This is a genomic window from Novosphingobium sp., assembly GCF_031424035.1.
GTDB lineage: Bacteria > Pseudomonadota > Alphaproteobacteria > Sphingomonadales > Sphingomonadaceae > Novosphingobium.
The window spans coordinates 18,830-37,406 of sequence record NZ_JANPGP010000050.1 but is presented as its reverse complement, the minus strand read 5'-3'; the positions used below and the strand labels follow the sequence as shown (position 1 = coordinate 37,406).

Sequence of the window (18,577 nt, the reverse complement as noted above, 5' to 3'; positions counted from 1 at the left end):
CCTCAGCGCAGGTTGATCAGGATGTTGCCGGAAGCATCGACAATGCCGATGCAGTCCGCTTCGATAAGCGTGGTCGAGTCCATCTCGATGACGATGGCGGGACCTTCGATGCGGTCGTTTGCCCGCAGCAGCGCGCGGTCATAGATCACCGCCGGGCGCATCGCCCCGTCGACCCACAATTCGTGGTCGCGCAACTTGGCGGCGATAGGATCGCCATTGCCTTCGGGCAGCTTGGGCGCGGGCAGATCAAGCACCGGCCCCTGTGCGATGGCGCGCAGGTTCACCAGTTCGTGGGGGCTGTCCATGTTGAAGGTGAACAGGCGCAAGTGTTCTTCATTGAATCGCGCGATGACTTCTTCCAGACCGCCCGAGGCGAGTTCTTCCGGGGTGACGACCAGCGGCACTTCGAAGGCCTGGCCTTCATAGCGCACGTCGATTTCGAAAACGCTGGTGATCTCGTCCGCGCCGACGCCCTCGGCCGTCAGTTCGCTGCGGGTCTGGGCGTCCATTTCGCTGAGCACGGCCTGCACTTCGGCAAGTCCGGTGGCGGAGAACCGGCGCGAGAAGCTGCGCGCGGTTTCGGTGCGCATCCGCGTCGTCACGTCACCCAGCGCACAGAGCACGCCGGGCGAGACCGGCGAGATCGCCGGCCACGAACCCATCAGGCGGGCCACCGCGTTGACATGGAGCGGTCCGGCGCCGCCAAAGCCCATCAGGGCGAAGTGGCGGGGGTCATAGCCCTGCTGGACAGAGATCATGCGCAGCGCACCGAACATGTTCTCATTGACGATATCGATGATGCCGCGCGCCGCTTTCATCAGGCCGATGCCCAGCTTGTCGGCGATCTTCTGGACGGCAGCCTTGGCGCCTTCGCGGTCAAGTCGGAACGTGCCACCAAGCAGGTTCTCGGGCAGGTAGCCGAGTACCACGTTGGCATCGGTCACGGTTGGTTCGGTGCCGCCCTTCTGGTAAGCGACCGGTCCCGGAACCGCGCCTGCCGATTGCGGGCCAACGCGCAGAGCGCCGGTGAGTTCGGGGACATAGGCAATCGAGCCGCCGCCAGCGCCGACGGTCTTTACGTCAAGCGCCGAGGCACGAACCGAAAGGTGGCCCACTTCGGTGGTGCGCACGCGGCGCGCCTGCAGGTTCTCGATCAGCGCGACGTCAGTGGAGGTGCCGCCAACGTCGAGCGTCAGGATGTTGGGAATGCCGGCATTGCGGCCCACCCAGATCGCGCCGGTCACGCCGCCCGCCGGGCCTGACATCAGCAGCGAAACTGGATGCTCCTCCGACTTTTCGGACGACATCAGGCCGCCGTCCGAGCGCAGAAGCGAGATATTGCCCGCCATGCCGCCCGAGCGAAGTCGTTCGCGCAGGTTGCTGATATATTTGCGCATCACCGGGCGCACTGCTGCGTTGGCGACCGTGGTCAGCGTGCGCTCGTATTCCTGCATTTCGGGCAGCACGACATGGCTGAGTGATACCGGAACGTCGGGCATGATCTCAGCCGCCAGTTCGCCAACCCGCGCTTCGTGCGCGCCATTGAGATAGGCATTCATCAGCGAGACAGTGAGCGCCTGAACGCCCTGCGCCTTCAGGCAGCCAAGCGCGCGGCGGATATCGTCATCATCAATGGGGCGCAGTTCGTTGCCGTGCGCGTCCATGCGGCCGGCAATCTCTACCGTGTCTTCCAGCCGAGCGAGCGGTTCGGGCTTGGGCCAGACGATCCAGCCGGCAAGGCCGCCCGGCACGAAGGAACGGGCGATTTGCATGACCTGCCGATAACCCTCGCTGGTAACAAGGCCGACGCGGGCGCCCTTGCCTTCGAGCACGGCATTGGTGGCGACCGTCGTGCCGTGCAGGAAGAATTCGATCTCCGCCGGCGTAATGCCCGCCTTGGCGCAGATCGCGTCCACACCAGCCAGCACGCCTTCGGAGCTGTCATGCGGGGTCGAGGGCGTCTTGTGCCGCCAGAACGCGGCGCTGCCCTGATCGAGCAACAAGAGGTCGGTGAATGTGCCGCCAACGTCGACACCCAGTCTGTAGGTCATGCTATCCCCAATTGGCTGCGCGGTTTAGGTCCGCCTTCATTTCACTGGCGACGGGGTAGCGCGGCGGGTTCCCTCCGCGATGGTTTTCGGACAGACTTATCCGGCTGGCGAATTTTCGGGCTTGGCGCCTGACATGATGGGAGGGGCGCGATAGTCATCCCGACGACAGCTTACAGGGAGAATTGCGGTGAGTTTCGATCTTGGGTCGCTCGGCCAGAGCAACCGCGAATTTCTGGCGCGCAGGGCCGGCGGCGAAGGCTTGCTAATTGGTGGAGCCTGGCTCAGCGCTGCGGGCGGCGCGACCTTTGCAACGCTCGATCCCGCCACGGGCATCGAAACCGGGCGCATCGCGGCGGCTGGAGCAGCAGACGTTGCGGGTGCGGTCGAGGCGGCGCGGGCCGCGCTTCCCGGCTGGCGGGCAACGCTGCCAGTGGAACGCGCCCGCGTGCTCTGGGCTATCGCCGACATCCTGGAGCGCGAGATCGATGCGCTGGCCGAGCTCGAAACGCTCGATCAAGGCAAGCCGCTGTTCATTGGCCGCTGGGCCGAGATTCCAGGCGCGATCAACCAGTTCCGCTTTTTCGCAGGACAGGCCATGGCGATCGAGGGCAACTCGATCGAAAGCTCGATCGGCTACCAGCCCGCCGGCAAGCAGATGCGCAGCTGGACCGTGCGCGAAGCGGTAGGCGTGGTTGCGGCCATCGTGCCGTGGAATTCGCCGTTGGTGCTCACCGCGATGAAGCTCGCCCCGGCACTGGCGGCTGGCTGCACGGTGGTTCTGAAGCCGGCGGAGGACACCTCGCTCAGCGCGCTGCGCCTATGCGAACTGATGCTGGAAGCCGGACTGCCGGCGGGCGTGGTCAATGTCGTCACCGGCATCGGCGCGGAAACCGGCGCGGCGCTGGCGGCGCATCCCGGCGTCGACAAGATCGCCTTCACCGGCTCAACCGCCACGGGCCGCGCCGTGCTTGATGCCGCCAAGACCAATTTCAAGCGCGTAACGCTGGAACTGGGCGGCAAGAGCCCGTCGATCGTCATGCCCGATGCCGATCTCTCGCTGGCGATCCCGGGGGTAGCGAACGCTATCTTCTTCAACGCAGGGCAGGTCTGCATCGCCGGTTCGCGGCTTTATGTGCACCGCTCGATCCACGACGAGGTGGTCGAAGGCGTCGCCGCCTATGCCAAGGCTATGAAGCTGGGCCACGGCCTGGCAGCCGATTCGCAGATGGGCCCGCTGGTATCGCGGCGGCAAGCCGAGCGAGTGGAAGGCTTTCTGACGCGCGCCAAGGGGGAAGGAGCGACCTTGCTCACCGGGGGCGAGCGGTTCGGCGATGCCGGCACTTTTGTCTCGCCAACCGTGGTCGTCGACGTGAAGCCGGGCATGGAAATCGTCGAGGAAGAGGTCTTCGGCCCGGTGGTTGTTGCACAGGCCTTCGACGATGCCGAGGAAGTCGTCGCAGCCGCCAATGACAGCCAGTACGGCCTTGCCGCAAGTGTCTGGACGGAAAGTCTTTCCACCGCTCACCGCATGGCCGGCGACATCCGCGCCGGCACCGTGTGGATCAACTGCCACGCCATGTACGACGCCGCTCTGCCCATCGGCGGGGTGAAGCAATCGGGCTGGGGGCGTGACAGTGGCAAGCAGGCGCTCGACAATTACCTTGAGTGGAAAACCATCTGCGCGGTCGTTTGAGCGGCTGCATCCTATCCGCACAGCGGTAACAACGTGCCTGCAACCTCGCTAGCGCGCCTGTGCTGGCCAGACTTGCAATTAGTCTTATCGGAGTAGCCCGCTGATGTTTGATCGCCGCAAATTCATCGCCTCGGGAATCGCCGCCGGCGCTGCCACTGGCTTGGCGCCCGGAATGGCATTCGCGGCCGAACGCAGCGACGTCGTTATCATCGGCGCCGGTCTTTCCGGACTCAACGCTGCATCGATCCTGAAGGAGCAGGGGTACAAGGTGGTCGTGCTCGAAGCCAACAACCGTATTGGCGGGCGGGTACACACGGTCGATACGGCCGATGGCAAGATTGATGTCGGTGCCAGTCAGATCGGGCGCGGTTATGCCCGGGTGCTGGATACTTGTCAGAAACTCGGTCTGAAGCTGATCCCCGAAGACCGTGATCTGCTGACCTTCGGCAATCATTTTCGCGATACCTGGGTCGACAACAAGACTTGGGAATCCAACCCGCTCAACAAGACGGTTGGTGAGGAGCGCCTGATCCCGCCGATGATGATCGGCTCGACATTGGTGGGCAAATACAACCCGCTCAAGGAAGTCGACGAGTGGCTCGATCCGAAATACGCGGACTATGACATCTCACTGCGCGAACTTATGCGCCGCAAGGGGCATAGCGATGCCGCGATCGACCTGGCGCAGTATTCGGCGCCGGGCATCAGTATCGACGCCACGTCGGTCCTGCGCATGTGGCAGGAAGACACCCGCGGCAAGATCGATCGCAAGCTGGCCGCCACCGCTGCGCCCGGTCACAAGGATCACCCTTTTGGTGAGGCGAACGATCGCAACATGATCGATGGCCTTGCCATGATTTCCAATATCGAGGGCGGTTGCCAGAAACTGCCGCTGGGTATGGCGGCACAGCTTGGCGATGTGGTGCGGCTTAACAAGCGCGTGGCACGGATCGATATGACGAACCGCGCGGGTACCGTGCGCTGCACCGACGGCACCGAGTATTCGGCACGGTTCATTGTTTCGGCCATTCCGTTCACGATGTTGCGCGATGTCGCGATCACCGGGCCGGGCGGGCTTTACCAGAGCAAGGCCATCGCCTCGATGCCATACGCCAACACCGCGCGGCTCTACATGACGGTCGAAAAGCCTTTCTGGAAGGACGATTGCCTACCGGCATCGTTCTCAAGTGACGGTCCTATCGGCATGTTCTGGGGTATCGACAATCACACTGGCGAGGGTCGTCACCGGGCGATGGTCGTCATGGTCGGACAGGTCGCCGCCGCCATGGCGTCACGCGACCGACCCGAAGCCGAGGCCTTTGTGATGGCCGAACTGGCCCGCCTGCGGCCCGCATCAAAGGGCCTGATCCGGCTTGATACCTACAAGGATTGGGCGCGCGACCCCCTGCAGCGTGGCTGCGGCTTCAGTCTCGCCCCCGGCCATGTCAATGCCTATGCCCGGCGGATGAACGATCCCTGGGCGGTGCTGCACTTCGCGGGCGAGCACACCAGGCGGCTCGACATCGGCATGGAATCAGCGATGGAGAGCGGTGAGCGCGCGGCTATCGAGATTGTGAGTCGCGGATGAGGAGCCTCGCGATTCTTGCGGGTCTGGTGCTGGCGGTCTCTCCCGCCGCTGCCCAGACCTTGCCGCCGGACTATATGGTGCCGGGCAACTGGTCGCCCGCCGCTTCGGCTCTGCCAGCTGGGGCAAGCAAATCCATAAAGTCACCGAAGGTCGATGTATTCTACCTGCACCCGACCACTTTTCGCAGTCCCGATGGGCAGATGAATGCTGATCCAGGGGACGCCAAGGCAAACCAGTGGGTCGATGAAAGCGCCGTGTCCCGCCAGGGCAGTGCCTTCAACGGTTGCTGCCGTGTGTTTGCCCCGCGCTACCGGGCCGCATCGTACAATTCGTTTGTCGATCCGACGAAGCAGAAGGCCGCTTTCGTGCTGGCCTACAGCGATGTCGAACGGGCCTTCGACCACTTTCTGAAATACCGCAGCAAGGGCCGGCCCTTTATCATCGCCGGCCACAGCCAAGGCGCGTTCCATGCCGCGACCCTGCTGGAAAAGCGGATTGAGGGAACTCCGCTGCAAAAGCGGCTGGTCGCGGCCTATATCATTGGCATCAACTTGTCCGAAGGCGATTTCGGACGACGATTCAAGCAAGTCAAACCCTGCGAAACGCCGAGCCAGACCGGCTGCGTGGTGCAATGGGAGGCGATGCTTGCCGGCAGCGATGTGGCTACGGCGGCAAAGCGCGCGCAGTCGACTTTTGTCAGCGCCTATGGTGACCTGCCGGGCAAGCAGACGATCTGCTCCAACCCGCTGACTTTTGACAGCCGCAAGCCTGCCGCGAGCGCCGCCGCCTCGACGGGCGCAGTACCCGGCGATCCCGGCGCGGGTGCCATGAGTCCGCTGGTTCGGGGCAAAGTGGCCGCCCGCTGCGAACAGGGCCTGCTGGTGGTCGAAGTCGATCCGGTGCTTGATATGAAGCCGCTGCCCGGCGGCTCGATGCATTACCACGATGTCGGCCTGTTCTGGGCGGATGTTCGCTTCAATGCCATGCGCCGTGCTGCCGCATTCCGGGCGGGCCGGTGAAACGCTTTCTGCGCCGTGCCGGACTTGTCCTTCTGGTTGTACTTCTCGGCTGCGGCCTGTTTGTCCTTGCCGCGCGTAGTGGCTGGCTGAGGCCTGACGACAAGGATCTGCGCGCCCGGTACGGCTTGTCCGGCTCGCAATACGTCACGATTGGCGGGCAGGAGTTGCATTTGGTCGAGGAAGGGTCCGGACCAGCAGTTATCCTCGTCCACGGCTCTTACGGCAGCCTGCGGATGTGGAACGAGTGGGCCGACAGGCTCAAGCGCCGCTACCGGGTAATCCGGTTTGACCGACCGGGCATGGGGCTGAGCGGCCCCAATGGCGATGCACGCTATGACGGCGATGCCGAGGCCGAGCTGATTGGCAAGCTGGCCGACCACCTGAAACTGACCCGCTTCACGCTGGTCGGGACGTCCAGCAGCGGCGAAGGCGCGGCGCATTTTGCCGCACTCCATCCTGAACGGATCGATGCCGTGATCTTGGCCAATATCGCCGCCGGTCCGCTTGTCATGCACCCGCAGCAGCGGTCCGCCATGTTCAAGGTGGCAGCAATGGTCGATCCCTGGTTAAAGGGCTGGCATAGTCAGGCGCTCTGGCGCGGTGTGCTTGAGACCAATTATGTCGACAAAGCCAAGGTCACTCCCGAACTTGTCCGCGAGTGGACTGAACTGAACAACCGCACCCAAGGCTGGCCGCGCAAACCTTGGCCCAGCGGCAAGCCGTTTTCCGGAACGCCGGATGATCTTGCGGCGATCAAGGCGCCAACGCTTCTCCTGTGGTCCGATCGCGACCCTGAAACCCCGGTCGAAGTCGATGGTCGCCGCGCATTGGCGTTACTGGCGTCGACGGACAAGGCCTTGGTCACGATCCCCGATTGTGGTCACATGATGCCACAGGAATGTGGTCCGCAAAGTGCCGTAGCCGCCGCAACCTTCCTCGATCGCCTGCATTTCGGGGAGACCAAGCCATGAAGTTGCGCACTCAGATTGGATGGGGGCTGGGTTCGTTCACCACCGCTGCGCTGGTCGGCTCGGTGGGGCTTTTGCACATGCGCTTCATGACCGATTCGCTGGGAATGGCGATTGGGGTCGCCGGACTGCTGGTTGTGTTCTCGCGAGTCTATGACGCCGTGCTTGATCCGCTGATGGGCGCGTTCAGCGATCGCACGTCGACGCGGTGGGGACGCTATCGTCCTTATCTGGTCGCCGGCGCGGTGTTCGCGGCGCTCGCGCTGGTGCTGCTGTTCAACGTCCCGGCGGGGCTGGGCATGACCGGCACCATCGTCTTTTCCGGTGGCGCACTGCTGCTCTATTCAACCGCCTACACAATGTTTCGCATCCCCTATCTGGCCTTGGGGAGGGCAATCACGCAGGACTTTCACGAGCGGTCGCGCCTGATGACCTTCAGCGTCTATGGCTCCTCGCTTGGCAGTCTGACCGCCATGTCGGCAGGTCCCTGGCTGCTTGCGTCGCTGGGGAGCGATCGGACAGCGCACGGGTTGATCGCATGGATCGTAGCCATTCTTGTTGCCCTTGGCGGGACGGCTACGTTCCTGCTGATCAGCGCCGAAGAGGAAGGCGCGCAGCCGACGACGCGCGAGAGTCACTCATGGCGCGAGGCCTGGCGCGCACTGGCGCAGAACCGACCGTTCCAACGCCTGATCGGCTTCAAGATCACCATGTTTGCCGGGCTATCGGTGCATGGTGCGGCCTTGCCCTATTACACCCGCCACGTCCTGCACGCTTCCGATACCAGCCTCTCGGGACTTTACCTCTTCCAGACCTTGGCAACCATGGCGTCGCAATTCCTGTGGATCAGGGTTGCCCGCCGGTTCGGCCGCGCCAATGGCCTGATCGCCGCCGCCTTGCTCGATGCCGTGGCGATGCTGTGCTGGTATCTGGTGCCGGCCGGCGCTCCGACCCCATGGGTGCAAATGCTGGGCTGTTTTGAAGGCATCTGCATCGGCGGTCTGATCTTCGGACTCTATGCAATCCTGACAGATACGATGGACCTTGCCCGGCGCAATTCTGCGACAGGGCACGAAGGGGTGCTTTCCGGGTTGTTCGTCATGGTCGAGAAGGCAACGGCGGCTTTCGGCGCTTTTATCTTCAGCGTTATCATGAGCGGTGTCGGCTTCGTTTCGGCGAAGAACGCGGGCGCCATGCAGTCACCGCAAGTGCTGGCGGGTATCGTTATCGCCATGTCGCTGATCCCGGCTGCGGCGGCAGTGGTGGCGTGTCTTTTCCTGCGCGGCAAAGCTTTGCGGGGCGGCCCGGTTGCGGCGGCAATCCTTGTTTTGGTGCTGGCTTTCCCGGCAACGCCCTGGGCAAAAGAGGGCGATGGCATCGTCATTACCCGGGTGCTGAGCGCACCTGACGGCAAGTCCTATGCCGAACCTTTCACCCTGCCGCGTCCGGCGGGGGCAGGCCCTAAAGCCTTGCTTGCGAGGCTTTATACCACCGACGCGGAAATCGGCGTTTCAAAGCCGGGGACTTTCATAGACTGGCACCCGGTCAGCACGCCGCGCTTGCTCGTGGTGCTCAAGGGCATGATCGAAATCGGCACCGGAGATGGCAAGATTCATCGGTTGCGGGCAGGTGACATGGCCCTTGCGATGGACACCACCGGCCAGGGACACACCAGCCGGATGGTGGGCAAGGAGCCGGTCATGGCGATGACCGTGCGCTTGCCCAAAGACGATCCCTTGCGGACCCGCAGCAGTTCCTGCCCAGACGGCATGGTGGCGAAGGATTGTGTCGCCAACACCCTCAAGATTGAGAGGAAGTAATGCCAGTCGAGATCTGCGGGCTTGTCAGCCACAATTTCGGTACGCCGCTGTCCTTCGCCCAGCAGGACGAATTCAGCGTCGATGCCATCGTGTCTGGCGCTAAGGCGCAGGAAGCGGCGGGATTTGACCGGGTGCTTATCGCCAACAATGCGCTCATGCCCGATCCGCATACGATCGCGACCCACGTGCTGGCGAACACGGAGAAGCTCAAGGTTCTGCTCGCGCACCGGCCCGGCTTCATTGCACCCACGGCAGCCGCAAGGATGCTGGCGACGATTGACCGGCTGAGCGACGGCAGGGTGGCCGCGCATATCATCGCCGGCCCTAGTGACAAGGAGCTCGAAGCCGACGGGGATTTCCTCACCAAGCCGCAGCGCTATGCTCGCGCCAAGGAATACGTCGGTATCCTGCGTTCTGTGTGGAATGCCTCAGAACCAATTGATTTTACTGGCGCATTTTACCGGTTCAATCAAGCATTCGCGCCGATCAAGCCGCAGAACGGATTGTCGATCCCGATCTTCTGGGCGGGCACGTCGGAGGAGTCGGTCGATGCCTGCGGGGCGGTGGGTGATGTTTTTGCGATGAGCGGGGACAATCTTGCCACCATCGCCGAACATCAGGCGCGGGCAAATGCCGCTGCGGCTAAGGCTGGTCGTCAGCTCGATTTCATGATGACCATCGTCGTCATCCTTGGCGAGACGGAACAGAAGGCATGGGAAAGGGCCGAAGGAGTGCTCGGCAAGTTCATGGAAATGCTGGGCAAAGGCGATGCCAGTAAGGGCCCGTCCAACTTCGCCGCGAAGACCCATGCCGGTGACCAGGTGCTGGCAACGGCTGCTGCTGGAAGCCGCCATGACCGCTGCCTGTGGATGGGCGTAGCCGAGGCGGCGCAAGGGAAGTTTGGCAACCAGACGACGTTGGTTGGCACGCCAGAGCAGGTCTGTGAGGCTTTGATGGATTATTATCGCATGGGCGTGACGCGGTTTCTAATCCGCGGCTTCTATCCAGTTGAAGATACTATCGAATATGGGCGAACCCTGTTCCCGCTGCTGCGTGCGGCGGCCGAAGAGCATCATCGCCTGCAAGGCAACTGAAAGGCACCTGCATTGAACCGGCAACTTCCCTACGAAATCACCGCCGAGCACATCGCCACTTATCAGCGCGATGGGGTCGTTCTGCTCAAAGGTCTGCTCGATGCGGAATGGGTCGAGCGGATGCAGGGCGCGATCGCCCGCGTCAGTAAAGACCCCGGCACCTATGGTCTGCTCGGGCCATCGAACGGAGCGATGGTATCGGTGTGCTACGTCGCGCGGCAGGATGCCGACTTCGATGCCTTTGTCCGCGAATCCCCGATTGCCGAGGCGACCGGGCGGGTGATCGGTTCCGATTTCATCCGGCTGTACCACGACCACCTGTTCATCAAACCGCCAAGCTCTCCTTCGATCATGCCCTGGCATTGCGACGAGACGGCATGGCCGGTGACGGGCGAGATGGCACCCAACATCTGGACGGCATTCTCTCCAGTGAATTCGGAAAACGGGCGGATAGAATATATTGGCGGCTGGCATCGCCACTGCATCGATGCCGGCCTGACCTTCGGCTTCCGGCCGGATCAGGCAGACGGCCTGTGCCCCAACTTCGAGGCTGAGCGAGATAACCCCGATTTTCCGTTCCGCTTTATCGCAGTCGACATGGAGCCGGGCGATGCAGTAATTTTCCATCCGCACACACCGCACTTTTCCAAGGGCAACGATTCCGCCACTCTGTCGCGCATCGGGCTGGCGGTCCGGCTGCTCGGCCACGACGTGCGCTGGCGCAATGCCGATTACAAGGCGGCAATTCCTGGAGTTGATGCCATGCCTGAAGGTGAAATGCCGGACAGCGATGTCCTTCCCGTTTTGTGGAGCCGCTTGCCATGATCGATCGCCGCGGTTTTGCCATAGGAGCAGGGGCTCTGGCCCTGTCCACTGCCGTCCATGCGGCGCCTGCGCCGGTCTGGACGAAAACCGGGACCATCCGCCGGGCCGGCGGAGTGATGCATTACGCCACGCTGGGTGAGGCAAACGGACAGCCGCCGCTGGTTCTGCTGCACAAGCTGGGTGGCTGGATGGGAGACTGGCGTCAGGTTGCTCCCGCACTCGCCGAGCGGCGGCAAGTCATAGCCTTTGATCTGCCCGGGCACGGCGGCTCGAAATGGCCTGAACCTGTCCCGTACATCCAGACTCAAGGTGAAAGCGCTGCAGCGGTCATCGGGGCGCTGGACGAGTTGGGTATCGACCTTGCCGACATAGCCGGCACATCGCTCGGCGGATGCCTTGGCGTGGTGCTGGCTGCGGCATTTCCCGACCGCGTGCGGCGGCTTGCCGTCATCTCGAGCGCGCTGCGCGAACGCCGTTCACTGGCGGAGATCCGCGCCAATATCGATGCCAAGCAGACCAATCTCTATGACCGCCGGGGCCTGCCTTTTCCAGTGCGGGCCGAGCAATTGACCGGCACCTTCGGCATTGTCCATGCGGACGAACTGACGATTGCCGGCAACCTCAGCCGCAAGGCTGCGGGGCGCTGGATTCAGCCATCCGAGCGCGGGGTTGGTTCCTATGACTACACGACAGCGCTGCGCCGGGTGCAGGCGCCGACGCTGCTGGTCTATGGACAGTTCGACAAGGCCTATCTCAGGTTTCGCGCCGGCGCTGAGGCAGCCTTGCGGTCAAGCCGGACCGAGATCATCCCCAATTCCGGGGCCTTTGTCATCGAAGACAACGCGGCGGTAACCGCCCCTGTCCTCAAGCGCTTCTTCGACGCTGCCTGAGTGAGGCGCCCCTTAAGAGGGCGCCCCAACATCTCGTTCGCAGCACTCAGGCCCACATATCCGGTTCAACACCCAGTTCCGGCTGTGCGATGAAGCTGTTTTCCGGCACCGGCAAGCCCAGATTCTCGCGCAGGGTCGCACCTTCGTATTCGGTACGGAACAGGCCACGCTTTTGCAGGATAGGCACGACCTGATCGACGAAGTCCTCCAGCCCGCCGGGCAGGTAATTAGGGCTCAGCGAGAATCCATCGGCAGCCTTGCCGAGGAACCAATCTTCCATCATGTCGGCAACCCGCTCGGGGGTTCCGGCCATGGCGAAAGACGCGCGTGATACGCTCGCCCGGCGGGCAAGTTCGCTCAGCGTCAGGTTCTCGGCACGGGCCATGGCAACAAGCTGCTGCTGCACCCATTGGCCGCCATTCGTCAGGTCGAGATCGGGCATCTTGTCGTCAGGGCCATAGGCTGAAAGGTCGGCGCCCAGCTGCATTTGCAGGGTCGACCACGCCAACGCAGGCGGAATCAGTGACATCAATTCGGCTTCGGCCGCTTTGGCCTCGGCTTCGGTCGAACGGACCATAAGCTGGACCGATGGCAGGATTGTCATATGGTCGGGATTGCGCCCGAAACCGCGCCCCTGTTCCTTGGTCTCGCTGTAAAACGCCTGGGCCTTTTCCTTCGAGCTTTGCGCCGTGAAGATCATGTCAGCCGTGCGCGAGGCGAGGGCGCGGCCCGTGGTCGATCCGCCAGCCTGGACCAGCACCGGATGGCCCTGCGGTGGGCGGCCGATATTGAGCGGCCCGGCAACGTTGAAAAAGCGGCCCTTGTGATTGATTTGCCTGACTTTGGCGGGGTCAAAATATTGCACTGCAGCCTTGTCACGCAGCACCGCGCCGTCCTGCCACGAATCCCAGAGATGACGGACCAGATCAACGAATTCTTCGGCCCGTTCATAACGCAAGTCATGTTCGGGCAGACTTTCGAGACCGAAATTGCGCGCCTCGGCATTGCCAGCGCTGGTCACGACGTTCCAACCGGCGCGACCCTTGCTGATGTGATCGAGCGAGGCGAGGCGGCGCGCAACTGAATAGGGTTCGTTGAACGATGTGGAGAGCGTGCCGATCAGGCCGATGTCGCTGGTCAGCACCGAGAGCGCGGACAGCAGCGTCGTCGGCTCAAGCTTTCCGGCGTAGTCGGTTGCGGCAAAGGCGTCCTTGCCCTTGATGTTCGGAAAGCCCTGCTGGTCGCCCGAAAAGAAGGCATGCAGCTTGCCGCGCTCGGCCGTTCGGGCAAGGCTGAGGTAGTGTTCGAAATCGTGCTGATCGCAAGAGCCCGCACCGGGATAACGCCATCCGCCGGGATGCGCCCCACTGTTATGGATAAAGGTGGCCAGGACCATCCGGCGGCTTGTCATGATTGGGACTCCAGTGTGCGAAGGGCGAATAGGAAGGACAGGCAGGACGCCAGCAGAGCCGGAACGCCGACCAGAATGAAGGCCTGCCCAAGATCCGCAGAGACGGTGGCCATCAGCCACGGCGCGGTCGCACCGGCGACAAGGGCGCTGCACAGGCCAAGCAAGGTATGGGTGAAGCCACGGATGGTGTTGGGCATGAGGTCCTGAATGGCGGCATTGGTCGCGATATTGACCGCTGGCATAGCCAGTCCGATCGCCGCGAGGAGCGCAATCGCGGCCGAGGGATTGGGCGCGAATGTGGCGAAGGCGCTGGGCAGGGCAAATATCGGCAGGATGGCAAGAATGGTCAATTTCCCGCGCGAACCGCGTCCGATCGGGGAATCGACGATGATCCCGCTCAGCAGGTAGCCGCCCATTCCGGACGCAAACAGCATGAGGCCCAGTGTGCCGCTGAATTGTGGCAACGAAACGCCGTAGCGGCGGGCGAGAAAGGCGGCCGTCCATGCCGTGATGCCGATGAGGGCAATGTAGAACAGGCAGAAGCCCGCAAAAAGCGGCGCAATCTGGCGGCGGCGGGCGATCAGCCAGCCGGTCTTTTCATTGAGCCTCAGCAGGCTTGTTTCGCCCTGCGCTTGCCGGCGCGGCGGCTCCTTCATGCCCAGCAGCAGAAGGGCCACCACCGGGCCAAGCGACCCGCAAACAACAAAAGCGCTGCGCCACGGCAGCAGGCCAAAAACTTGCCAGTTCTGGCCGACGATCCAGCCTGGCAAAATCGACGACAGGCCGGAACCGACGCTGGCGCCGATCAGGTAAGCACTGAGCGCGCGCCCGCGCTGCCCGGGGCTGAAGTAGTCGGCAATCAACGAGACGGCGGCAGGGGCCAGCCCTGCTTCGCCGAGGCCGACGAGCATGCGAAACACAAACAGCGAGCGGAAGCTTTCCGCAAAACCGCAGGCGATCGTTGCAAGGCTCCACAGCAAGATGCAGCCTGCCAGCAGCTTGATCCGTCCGGCGCGGTCAACCAGATATCCCAGACCAAGCCCGAGCACGCCGCTCAGCAGGACGTAGGCGAGGCCGAGAAGGAGCCCCATTTGTCCGAGGCTGAGCCCCAGTTCGGCGCGGATCGGTTCGGCCAGAACGCCGACGATGCCCTTGTCGATAGAATAGAGGACCGCTGACCAGAACAGCAGGACCATCGGCCATAGCGCGCGGGTGGGGCCGGGATAAGGCGCTGCGGGTTCAGCCAACACGCTGGGTCCTTCCGTCGATGCAGGAAATCAGGCGCGGGTCGGTTTCGTTAAGCAGTTCGGGGCCGTTCGGGCCGATCCAGACCAGATCTTCGTAATGGAATTTGCCGATGTTGGGCCCGATCCAGGGCAGATCGCAGCTCAGCACCATTCCCTCGGCCAGATCGAAGTGATGGAGGCCGCCGTCCGGGTGCGGGTGATCAGTGTGTTCCAGCCCGACCGAATGGATCGAGCAGCCACGAAATTCGGGATTGCCAGCAAGCTGGATGGCCGTGGTCACCGCCTTTTCGACCGCAGTGGAATGCTGCCCTTCGCGGAATTCGTGCAGCGCCGCCTGCCAGCCATTGCGGATCGCGTTGTAGCAGCGCAATTGGTCAGCGCTCGGCTCACCAATCACGGCGGTGCGCCCGATATCGCTGGTGTAATGGGCAAATTCCGCCGTGGCATCGAATGTCACGCAGTCACCGGGAAGAAGCGCGGCGTTCTTTTCAAGTCTGCCGGTGCCGGGACGATAAGGCGTGATCAGCAGGAACTTGCCCTTGCCGCCGATCGCGGATGCTGCGGCATGGAAAGTGCGCTCGGCCTCGGCGCAGGTCGCGCCTGCTGCCAGTGCCTCTGCGGAAACCTCGAGCGCAAGCGAGGTCTTGCGTCCGGCTGCGCGCAGGTGGCTGACCTCTTCGGCGGTCTTGATCATTCGGATGTCGCGGATCAGTTCGCGGGCGGGTACCACTTTGATGCCGCCCAGTTTAGCCTTGACCGATTGGCCAAGCCCGAGATCGTCAAAGGCGATGCGAGAATTGGCGAGCCCGATTTCGGCGAGGTAGGCGGCGATTGCCTCAGGATGATTCTGCGGCAGACCTTGACTGGTCATCACGCCCTGAACACCGCCAGCACCAATCCCGGACCGGCGCGCATAGCCCCGCACGATCCGCATCCAGGTGCCGGAGCCCTGTTGCGGCTGGCCGGTATCGATTTCGACCGTGTGGACGGCGGCTTCAAGGTCATGATTGCGCGGCAGGACGGCCAGCGCGATGTCGCCAAAGCCCCATGATGCATCGGTCGCCCATGACGACAGGTAATAGGTATTCACGGCCGAGGACGCGATGATCGCGGCGATGCCATCGCGGTCCATCAGCGCGTCGGCGCGGGTACGGTTAAGCAGCATCAGTCGCTCCAGAGCTTCGCGCGGTCGCTGCTGCCAACGGCGGGGCACAGCTTCTTGGGCAGTTGCACCTGCACCACGAACGAGCCACGTGGCCCCGACCGCGAGATATGTCCCTTGCCGGTGCAATCCTCGGCATAGAGCATGTCGCCATGGCCAAATTCGTGGAGCGAGCCATCATGCAGTCCCACCAGCATTGAACCGAATATCGGAATCAGCAAGGTCGGTTGGTTTGCAACGTGGAAATCGAATCCCGCGCCTGCCGAAGTGCCGCCAATCGAAACCCGCTCGGCACTGCGTCGCAGGAACTGGCCAATTTCGCCTGACAACGGGGCATTGGTGGGCAGGTTTTCGATCCGGGTCAGTCCATCGCTTCCGGAATAGAGATGGAAGATCCGCTTGAACCACGGAATCTTGCCCGTGCCCCGGAAATCGAGCGGGAAGGCCGGCTTGATCCCTTGTGCCGATGCGCCTTCGGACAGGCCCAGCATTGCGAGCAGTGCCGCCCCTTCGATCAGGCTTCGGCGATCATGCACCGGCATTCTCCTTGGCTTGGATGAGCTTTGCTTCGTCGAGATCGTAGCGAACGATAAACAGTGCATTTATCGCGTAGAGCGCCGCAGGGACTACGGCGAAACCCAACTTCAGCGCCATGACCGCGCTTTCGGGTTGTTCGACGATCTTGCCGCCGAAGGTCGGGACGTAGTGGAACGCCTTGAGGAACAGGCCGAGCACCGCGACGCCCAGCGCAAAGCTGGTCTTTTCAATCACTGCCACGGTGGAGGAAAGCAAGCCTTCGCGCCCCTCGCCGGTTATGAAACGGTCATAGGCCAGCGTGTCGCCCAGCATCGAGATCGACATGAGGATGATTGCTCCCGATCCCGCGCCGCTAAGCACACCGCGCAGGACGATGCCCATTGTCGTTATGTCGCGCGTTGCCGTGAGCCATGACAGGGCGCCAAGGCAGAACAGCACGACACCGCAGAGATAAGCAAAGCGCTTGCCCTTCTGCCGGCCGAGCCGCACCCACAGCGGCAGGCTGAGCGCCTGAACCACGTTCTGCGTAACCGCGAGGACGATCTGGCCGCCATAGCCCACGCCCAATACGTTGAGCAGGTAAAGTAACCCGCACGAGGCAATCGAAGCGAAGGCGAGGAACTGGAACACCTTGGCGCCCAGCAGCATCATGTAAGGCCGGTTGGCGACGATGGCGCGGAGCTGGCCAAATGTCGGCATGTGCTTCCCGGCGCGGGGCGGCGCGTTCCCGGTGACCGGGATGGCGAGCGCGGTCGCCGTCATGGCCCCGCCGATGATCAGCGCCATGACCAGGCCCATCGTCGCATATCCAGCCGCCCCGCCGCCGCCGCGCTCGATCAGGGCGGCAGTGCCGGCCATCGACAACAGCTGCCCGATTGACACGAACAAGGTGCGCCATGAAATCAGGCGCGTGCGGTCATGAAAGCCGTCGGTCAGTTCGGCGGGAAGCGCCATGTAGGGCACGTTGAACAGCGAATAGGCGAGACTGTAGAGAAGCAATGCCGCAACCATGTAGGCCATGACCGCGCCCTGGCTCAGCGCGGGCGGAGAGAAGATCATCAGGAAGCTGGCAGCCGAAAGGATACCGCCGGCCAGTAGCCAAGGCTTGCGCCGGCCCCAGCGAGACCGGGTGCGGTCGCTCATGGTGCCGACTGCGACATCGATCAGTGCATCGAACAGCTTGGACGCCATCAGCAGGAACCCGGCAATCTCGGGCGATTGCCCCATCACGGTTGACATGAAGGCCGGATAATAGGCCGTGACCGCGTTGAGCATGATCGACACGCCAACCGTGCCCACGCTGAAGCCAAGGCAGGTCTTCAGGCTGAGGCGCTCGGTCATGGGGTTTCCTTCAGAAAGCGGACGATGGCTTCGGCCTTGGGGGTATCGCCAGCCGGCACAGCGACGTCGCAGGCATCGGTCAGCAGATCGAGCGCGCGGGCGACCGAGGCGTTGAGCAGGGCCAGTTCGTTCTCGGGCCGGAACAGCAGGACCGGTGCAGTGATGGCGGGCATCCGCTCGAACGCGCGGTAACGGAAGGCGGCGATGTAGGGCAGCGGATAGGTGTCCAGCGCCTTGAGCACGTCGAGCGTGATTCGGTGCAGCACCTCGGGCGGCGGCATGGCTCCGCCCAGCCGGGTTTCAGGCGACTTGCGGAAATGCGGGAAATACAGCGCCTGATCGCGGCAAAAGTTGAATGCCCAGATCAGGTGGCGGCCATATTCGTCAGGCACCACGGTGGGGGCGTAATTGGCGATCACCTCCTCACGGAATTCGTCGGGATATTCGGTGATCCCGTCGAGCACGACGCGGCGAATCAGACCGGGATGGCCGGCTGCCAGCTCGCAAGCGATCCGGGCGCCGGTATGCGTGCCGTAAACGTCCACGCGTTCAAACCCGAGCGCCGAACCAAGCCGCGCGACCGATCCAGCGAAATAGGGAATGTCGGGGTCTGTAATTGCGGGCGCGGGTGAGTCCCCGTTGCCCAGCGTGTCGGGCGCAATGATCTCGCCGTCATGGCCCGCCGCCCGCAGCGCGATCATCAGCCCTTGCATGAACCACGATGACGCCGGCGAAGCATGAAGCAGCACCAGCGGCGTTCCCGGTCCGCTTGCGGGCAGGCGGCGCAAGTGGAGCTGCCCTTCGTCCAGCCGTACGAAGGCCCGTTCGATCACTGCGCTGCCTGCACCATCACTCATCATCGGAAGCTAGACAAAGGGCGGGGGAGAGCGGGCCTGCTGGCGGGCTTGTCCATCTGGCGGATAGGCGCGCG

The 18,577-nt window shown here is 63.1% G+C and carries 15 protein-coding genes; 8 read left to right on the top strand and 7 right to left on the bottom strand.

What is annotated here, in order from left to right; translation table 11 throughout:
* Positions 1-2: 2 nt before the first annotated feature.
* Positions 3-2,051 carry a hydantoinase/oxoprolinase family protein gene (locus RMO89_RS07600; RefSeq protein WP_310532269.1) on the bottom strand — a complete coding sequence of 683 codons (2,049 nt, stop codon included), beginning with the start codon at positions 2,049-2,051 and terminating at the stop codon, positions 3-5.
* Positions 2,052-2,238: 187 nt separating this feature from the next.
* Here RMO89_RS07600 and RMO89_RS07595 point away from each other — a divergent pair, with 187 nt between their 5' ends.
* The 8 genes from RMO89_RS07595 (at position 2,239) to RMO89_RS07560 (ending at position 11,948) form a co-directional block, all read left to right on the top strand.
* Positions 2,239-3,744: an aldehyde dehydrogenase family protein gene (locus tag RMO89_RS07595; protein ID WP_310532267.1), complete on the top strand. Its 1,506-nt coding sequence runs from the start codon at positions 2,239-2,241 to the stop codon at positions 3,742-3,744.
* A gap of 103 nt (positions 3,745-3,847) precedes the next feature.
* Complete coding sequence (locus RMO89_RS07590; RefSeq protein WP_310532266.1) at positions 3,848-5,332, top strand: NAD(P)/FAD-dependent oxidoreductase; 1,485 nt, start codon at positions 3,848-3,850, stop codon at positions 5,330-5,332.
* A complete protein-coding gene (locus RMO89_RS07585; RefSeq protein WP_310532265.1) occupies positions 5,329-6,351 on the top strand; it encodes a DUF3089 domain-containing protein in 1,023 nt (340 codons plus the stop codon). Before RMO89_RS07590 ends, RMO89_RS07585 begins: the two co-directional genes overlap by 4 nt.
* On the top strand, positions 6,348-7,322 hold the full coding sequence (locus RMO89_RS07580; protein WP_310532263.1) for an alpha/beta hydrolase: 975 nt from the start codon (positions 6,348-6,350) through the stop codon (positions 7,320-7,322). The genes RMO89_RS07585 and RMO89_RS07580 overlap by 4 nt, the downstream gene beginning before the upstream one ends.
* Positions 7,319-9,139, top strand: a complete 1,821-nt coding sequence (locus tag RMO89_RS07575; RefSeq protein ID WP_310532262.1) for an MFS transporter — start codon at positions 7,319-7,321, stop codon at positions 9,137-9,139. The genes RMO89_RS07580 and RMO89_RS07575 overlap by 4 nt, the downstream gene beginning before the upstream one ends.
* Positions 9,139-10,233 (top strand): LLM class flavin-dependent oxidoreductase, encoded by a 1,095-nt coding sequence (locus RMO89_RS07570; RefSeq protein ID WP_310532261.1) that lies wholly within the window; start codon positions 9,139-9,141, stop codon positions 10,231-10,233. The genes RMO89_RS07575 and RMO89_RS07570 overlap by 1 nt, the downstream gene beginning before the upstream one ends.
* A gap of 12 nt (positions 10,234-10,245) precedes the next feature.
* Positions 10,246-11,058, top strand: a complete 813-nt coding sequence (locus RMO89_RS07565; protein ID WP_310532259.1) for a phytanoyl-CoA dioxygenase family protein — start codon at positions 10,246-10,248, stop codon at positions 11,056-11,058.
* Positions 11,055-11,948 carry an alpha/beta fold hydrolase gene (locus RMO89_RS07560; RefSeq protein WP_310532258.1) on the top strand — a complete coding sequence of 298 codons (894 nt, stop codon included), beginning with the start codon at positions 11,055-11,057 and terminating at the stop codon, positions 11,946-11,948. The genes RMO89_RS07565 and RMO89_RS07560 overlap by 4 nt, the downstream gene beginning before the upstream one ends.
* A gap of 46 nt (positions 11,949-11,994) precedes the next feature.
* On the opposite strand, the gene RMO89_RS07555 is transcribed toward RMO89_RS07560, so the two are convergent.
* From RMO89_RS07555 to RMO89_RS07530, 6 genes are read right to left on the bottom strand one after another with little or no spacing between them, the layout of a single operon-like run.
* Positions 11,995-13,359 (bottom strand): LLM class flavin-dependent oxidoreductase, encoded by a 1,365-nt coding sequence (locus RMO89_RS07555; protein WP_310532257.1) that lies wholly within the window; start codon positions 13,357-13,359, stop codon positions 11,995-11,997.
* Entirely contained in the window at positions 13,356-14,606 is a 1,251-nt protein-coding gene (locus RMO89_RS07550; protein ID WP_310532256.1) for an MFS transporter, read from the bottom strand. The genes RMO89_RS07555 and RMO89_RS07550 overlap by 4 nt, the downstream gene beginning before the upstream one ends.
* Positions 14,599-15,771, bottom strand: coding sequence for a M24 family metallopeptidase (locus tag RMO89_RS07545; protein ID WP_310532254.1), 1,173 nt, complete (start codon positions 15,769-15,771; stop codon positions 14,599-14,601). The genes RMO89_RS07550 and RMO89_RS07545 overlap by 8 nt, the downstream gene beginning before the upstream one ends.
* Positions 15,771-16,304 (bottom strand): hypothetical protein, encoded by a 534-nt coding sequence (locus RMO89_RS07540; RefSeq protein ID WP_310532253.1) that lies wholly within the window; start codon positions 16,302-16,304, stop codon positions 15,771-15,773. Before RMO89_RS07540 ends, RMO89_RS07545 begins: the two co-directional genes overlap by 1 nt.
* Positions 16,297-17,646 (bottom strand): MFS transporter, encoded by a 1,350-nt coding sequence (locus tag RMO89_RS07535; RefSeq protein ID WP_310532251.1) that lies wholly within the window; start codon positions 17,644-17,646, stop codon positions 16,297-16,299. The genes RMO89_RS07540 and RMO89_RS07535 overlap by 8 nt, the downstream gene beginning before the upstream one ends.
* Complete coding sequence (locus RMO89_RS07530) at positions 17,643-18,503, bottom strand: alpha/beta hydrolase (RefSeq protein ID WP_310532250.1); 861 nt, start codon at positions 18,501-18,503, stop codon at positions 17,643-17,645. Before RMO89_RS07530 ends, RMO89_RS07535 begins: the two co-directional genes overlap by 4 nt.
* Between the last annotated feature and the right edge of the window lie 74 nt (positions 18,504-18,577).

Excerpts from the sequence above, each read along its gene's own strand:
- RMO89_RS07600 (WP_310532269.1), bottom strand. The coding sequence starts at position 2,051 with ATGACCTACAGACTGGGTGTCGACGTTGGCGGCACATTCACCGACCTC.
- RMO89_RS07590 (WP_310532266.1), top strand. The coding sequence starts at position 3,848 with ATGTTTGATCGCCGCAAATTCATCGCCTCGGGAATCGCCGCCGGCGCT.
- RMO89_RS07585 (WP_310532265.1), top strand. The coding sequence starts at position 5,329 with ATGAGGAGCCTCGCGATTCTTGCGGGTCTGGTGCTGGCGGTCTCTCCC.
- RMO89_RS07575 (WP_310532262.1), top strand. The coding sequence starts at position 7,319 with ATGAAGTTGCGCACTCAGATTGGATGGGGGCTGGGTTCGTTCACCACC.
- RMO89_RS07570 (WP_310532261.1), top strand. The coding sequence starts at position 9,139 with ATGCCAGTCGAGATCTGCGGGCTTGTCAGCCACAATTTCGGTACGCCG.
- RMO89_RS07560 (WP_310532258.1), top strand. The coding sequence starts at position 11,055 with ATGATCGATCGCCGCGGTTTTGCCATAGGAGCAGGGGCTCTGGCCCTG.
- RMO89_RS07555 (WP_310532257.1), bottom strand. The coding sequence starts at position 13,359 with ATGACAAGCCGCCGGATGGTCCTGGCCACCTTTATCCATAACAGTGGG.
- RMO89_RS07545 (WP_310532254.1), bottom strand. The coding sequence starts at position 15,771 with ATGCTGCTTAACCGTACCCGCGCCGACGCGCTGATGGACCGCGATGGC.
- RMO89_RS07535 (WP_310532251.1), bottom strand. The coding sequence starts at position 17,646 with ATGACCGAGCGCCTCAGCCTGAAGACCTGCCTTGGCTTCAGCGTGGGC.
- RMO89_RS07530 (WP_310532250.1), bottom strand. The coding sequence starts at position 18,503 with ATGAGTGATGGTGCAGGCAGCGCAGTGATCGAACGGGCCTTCGTACGG.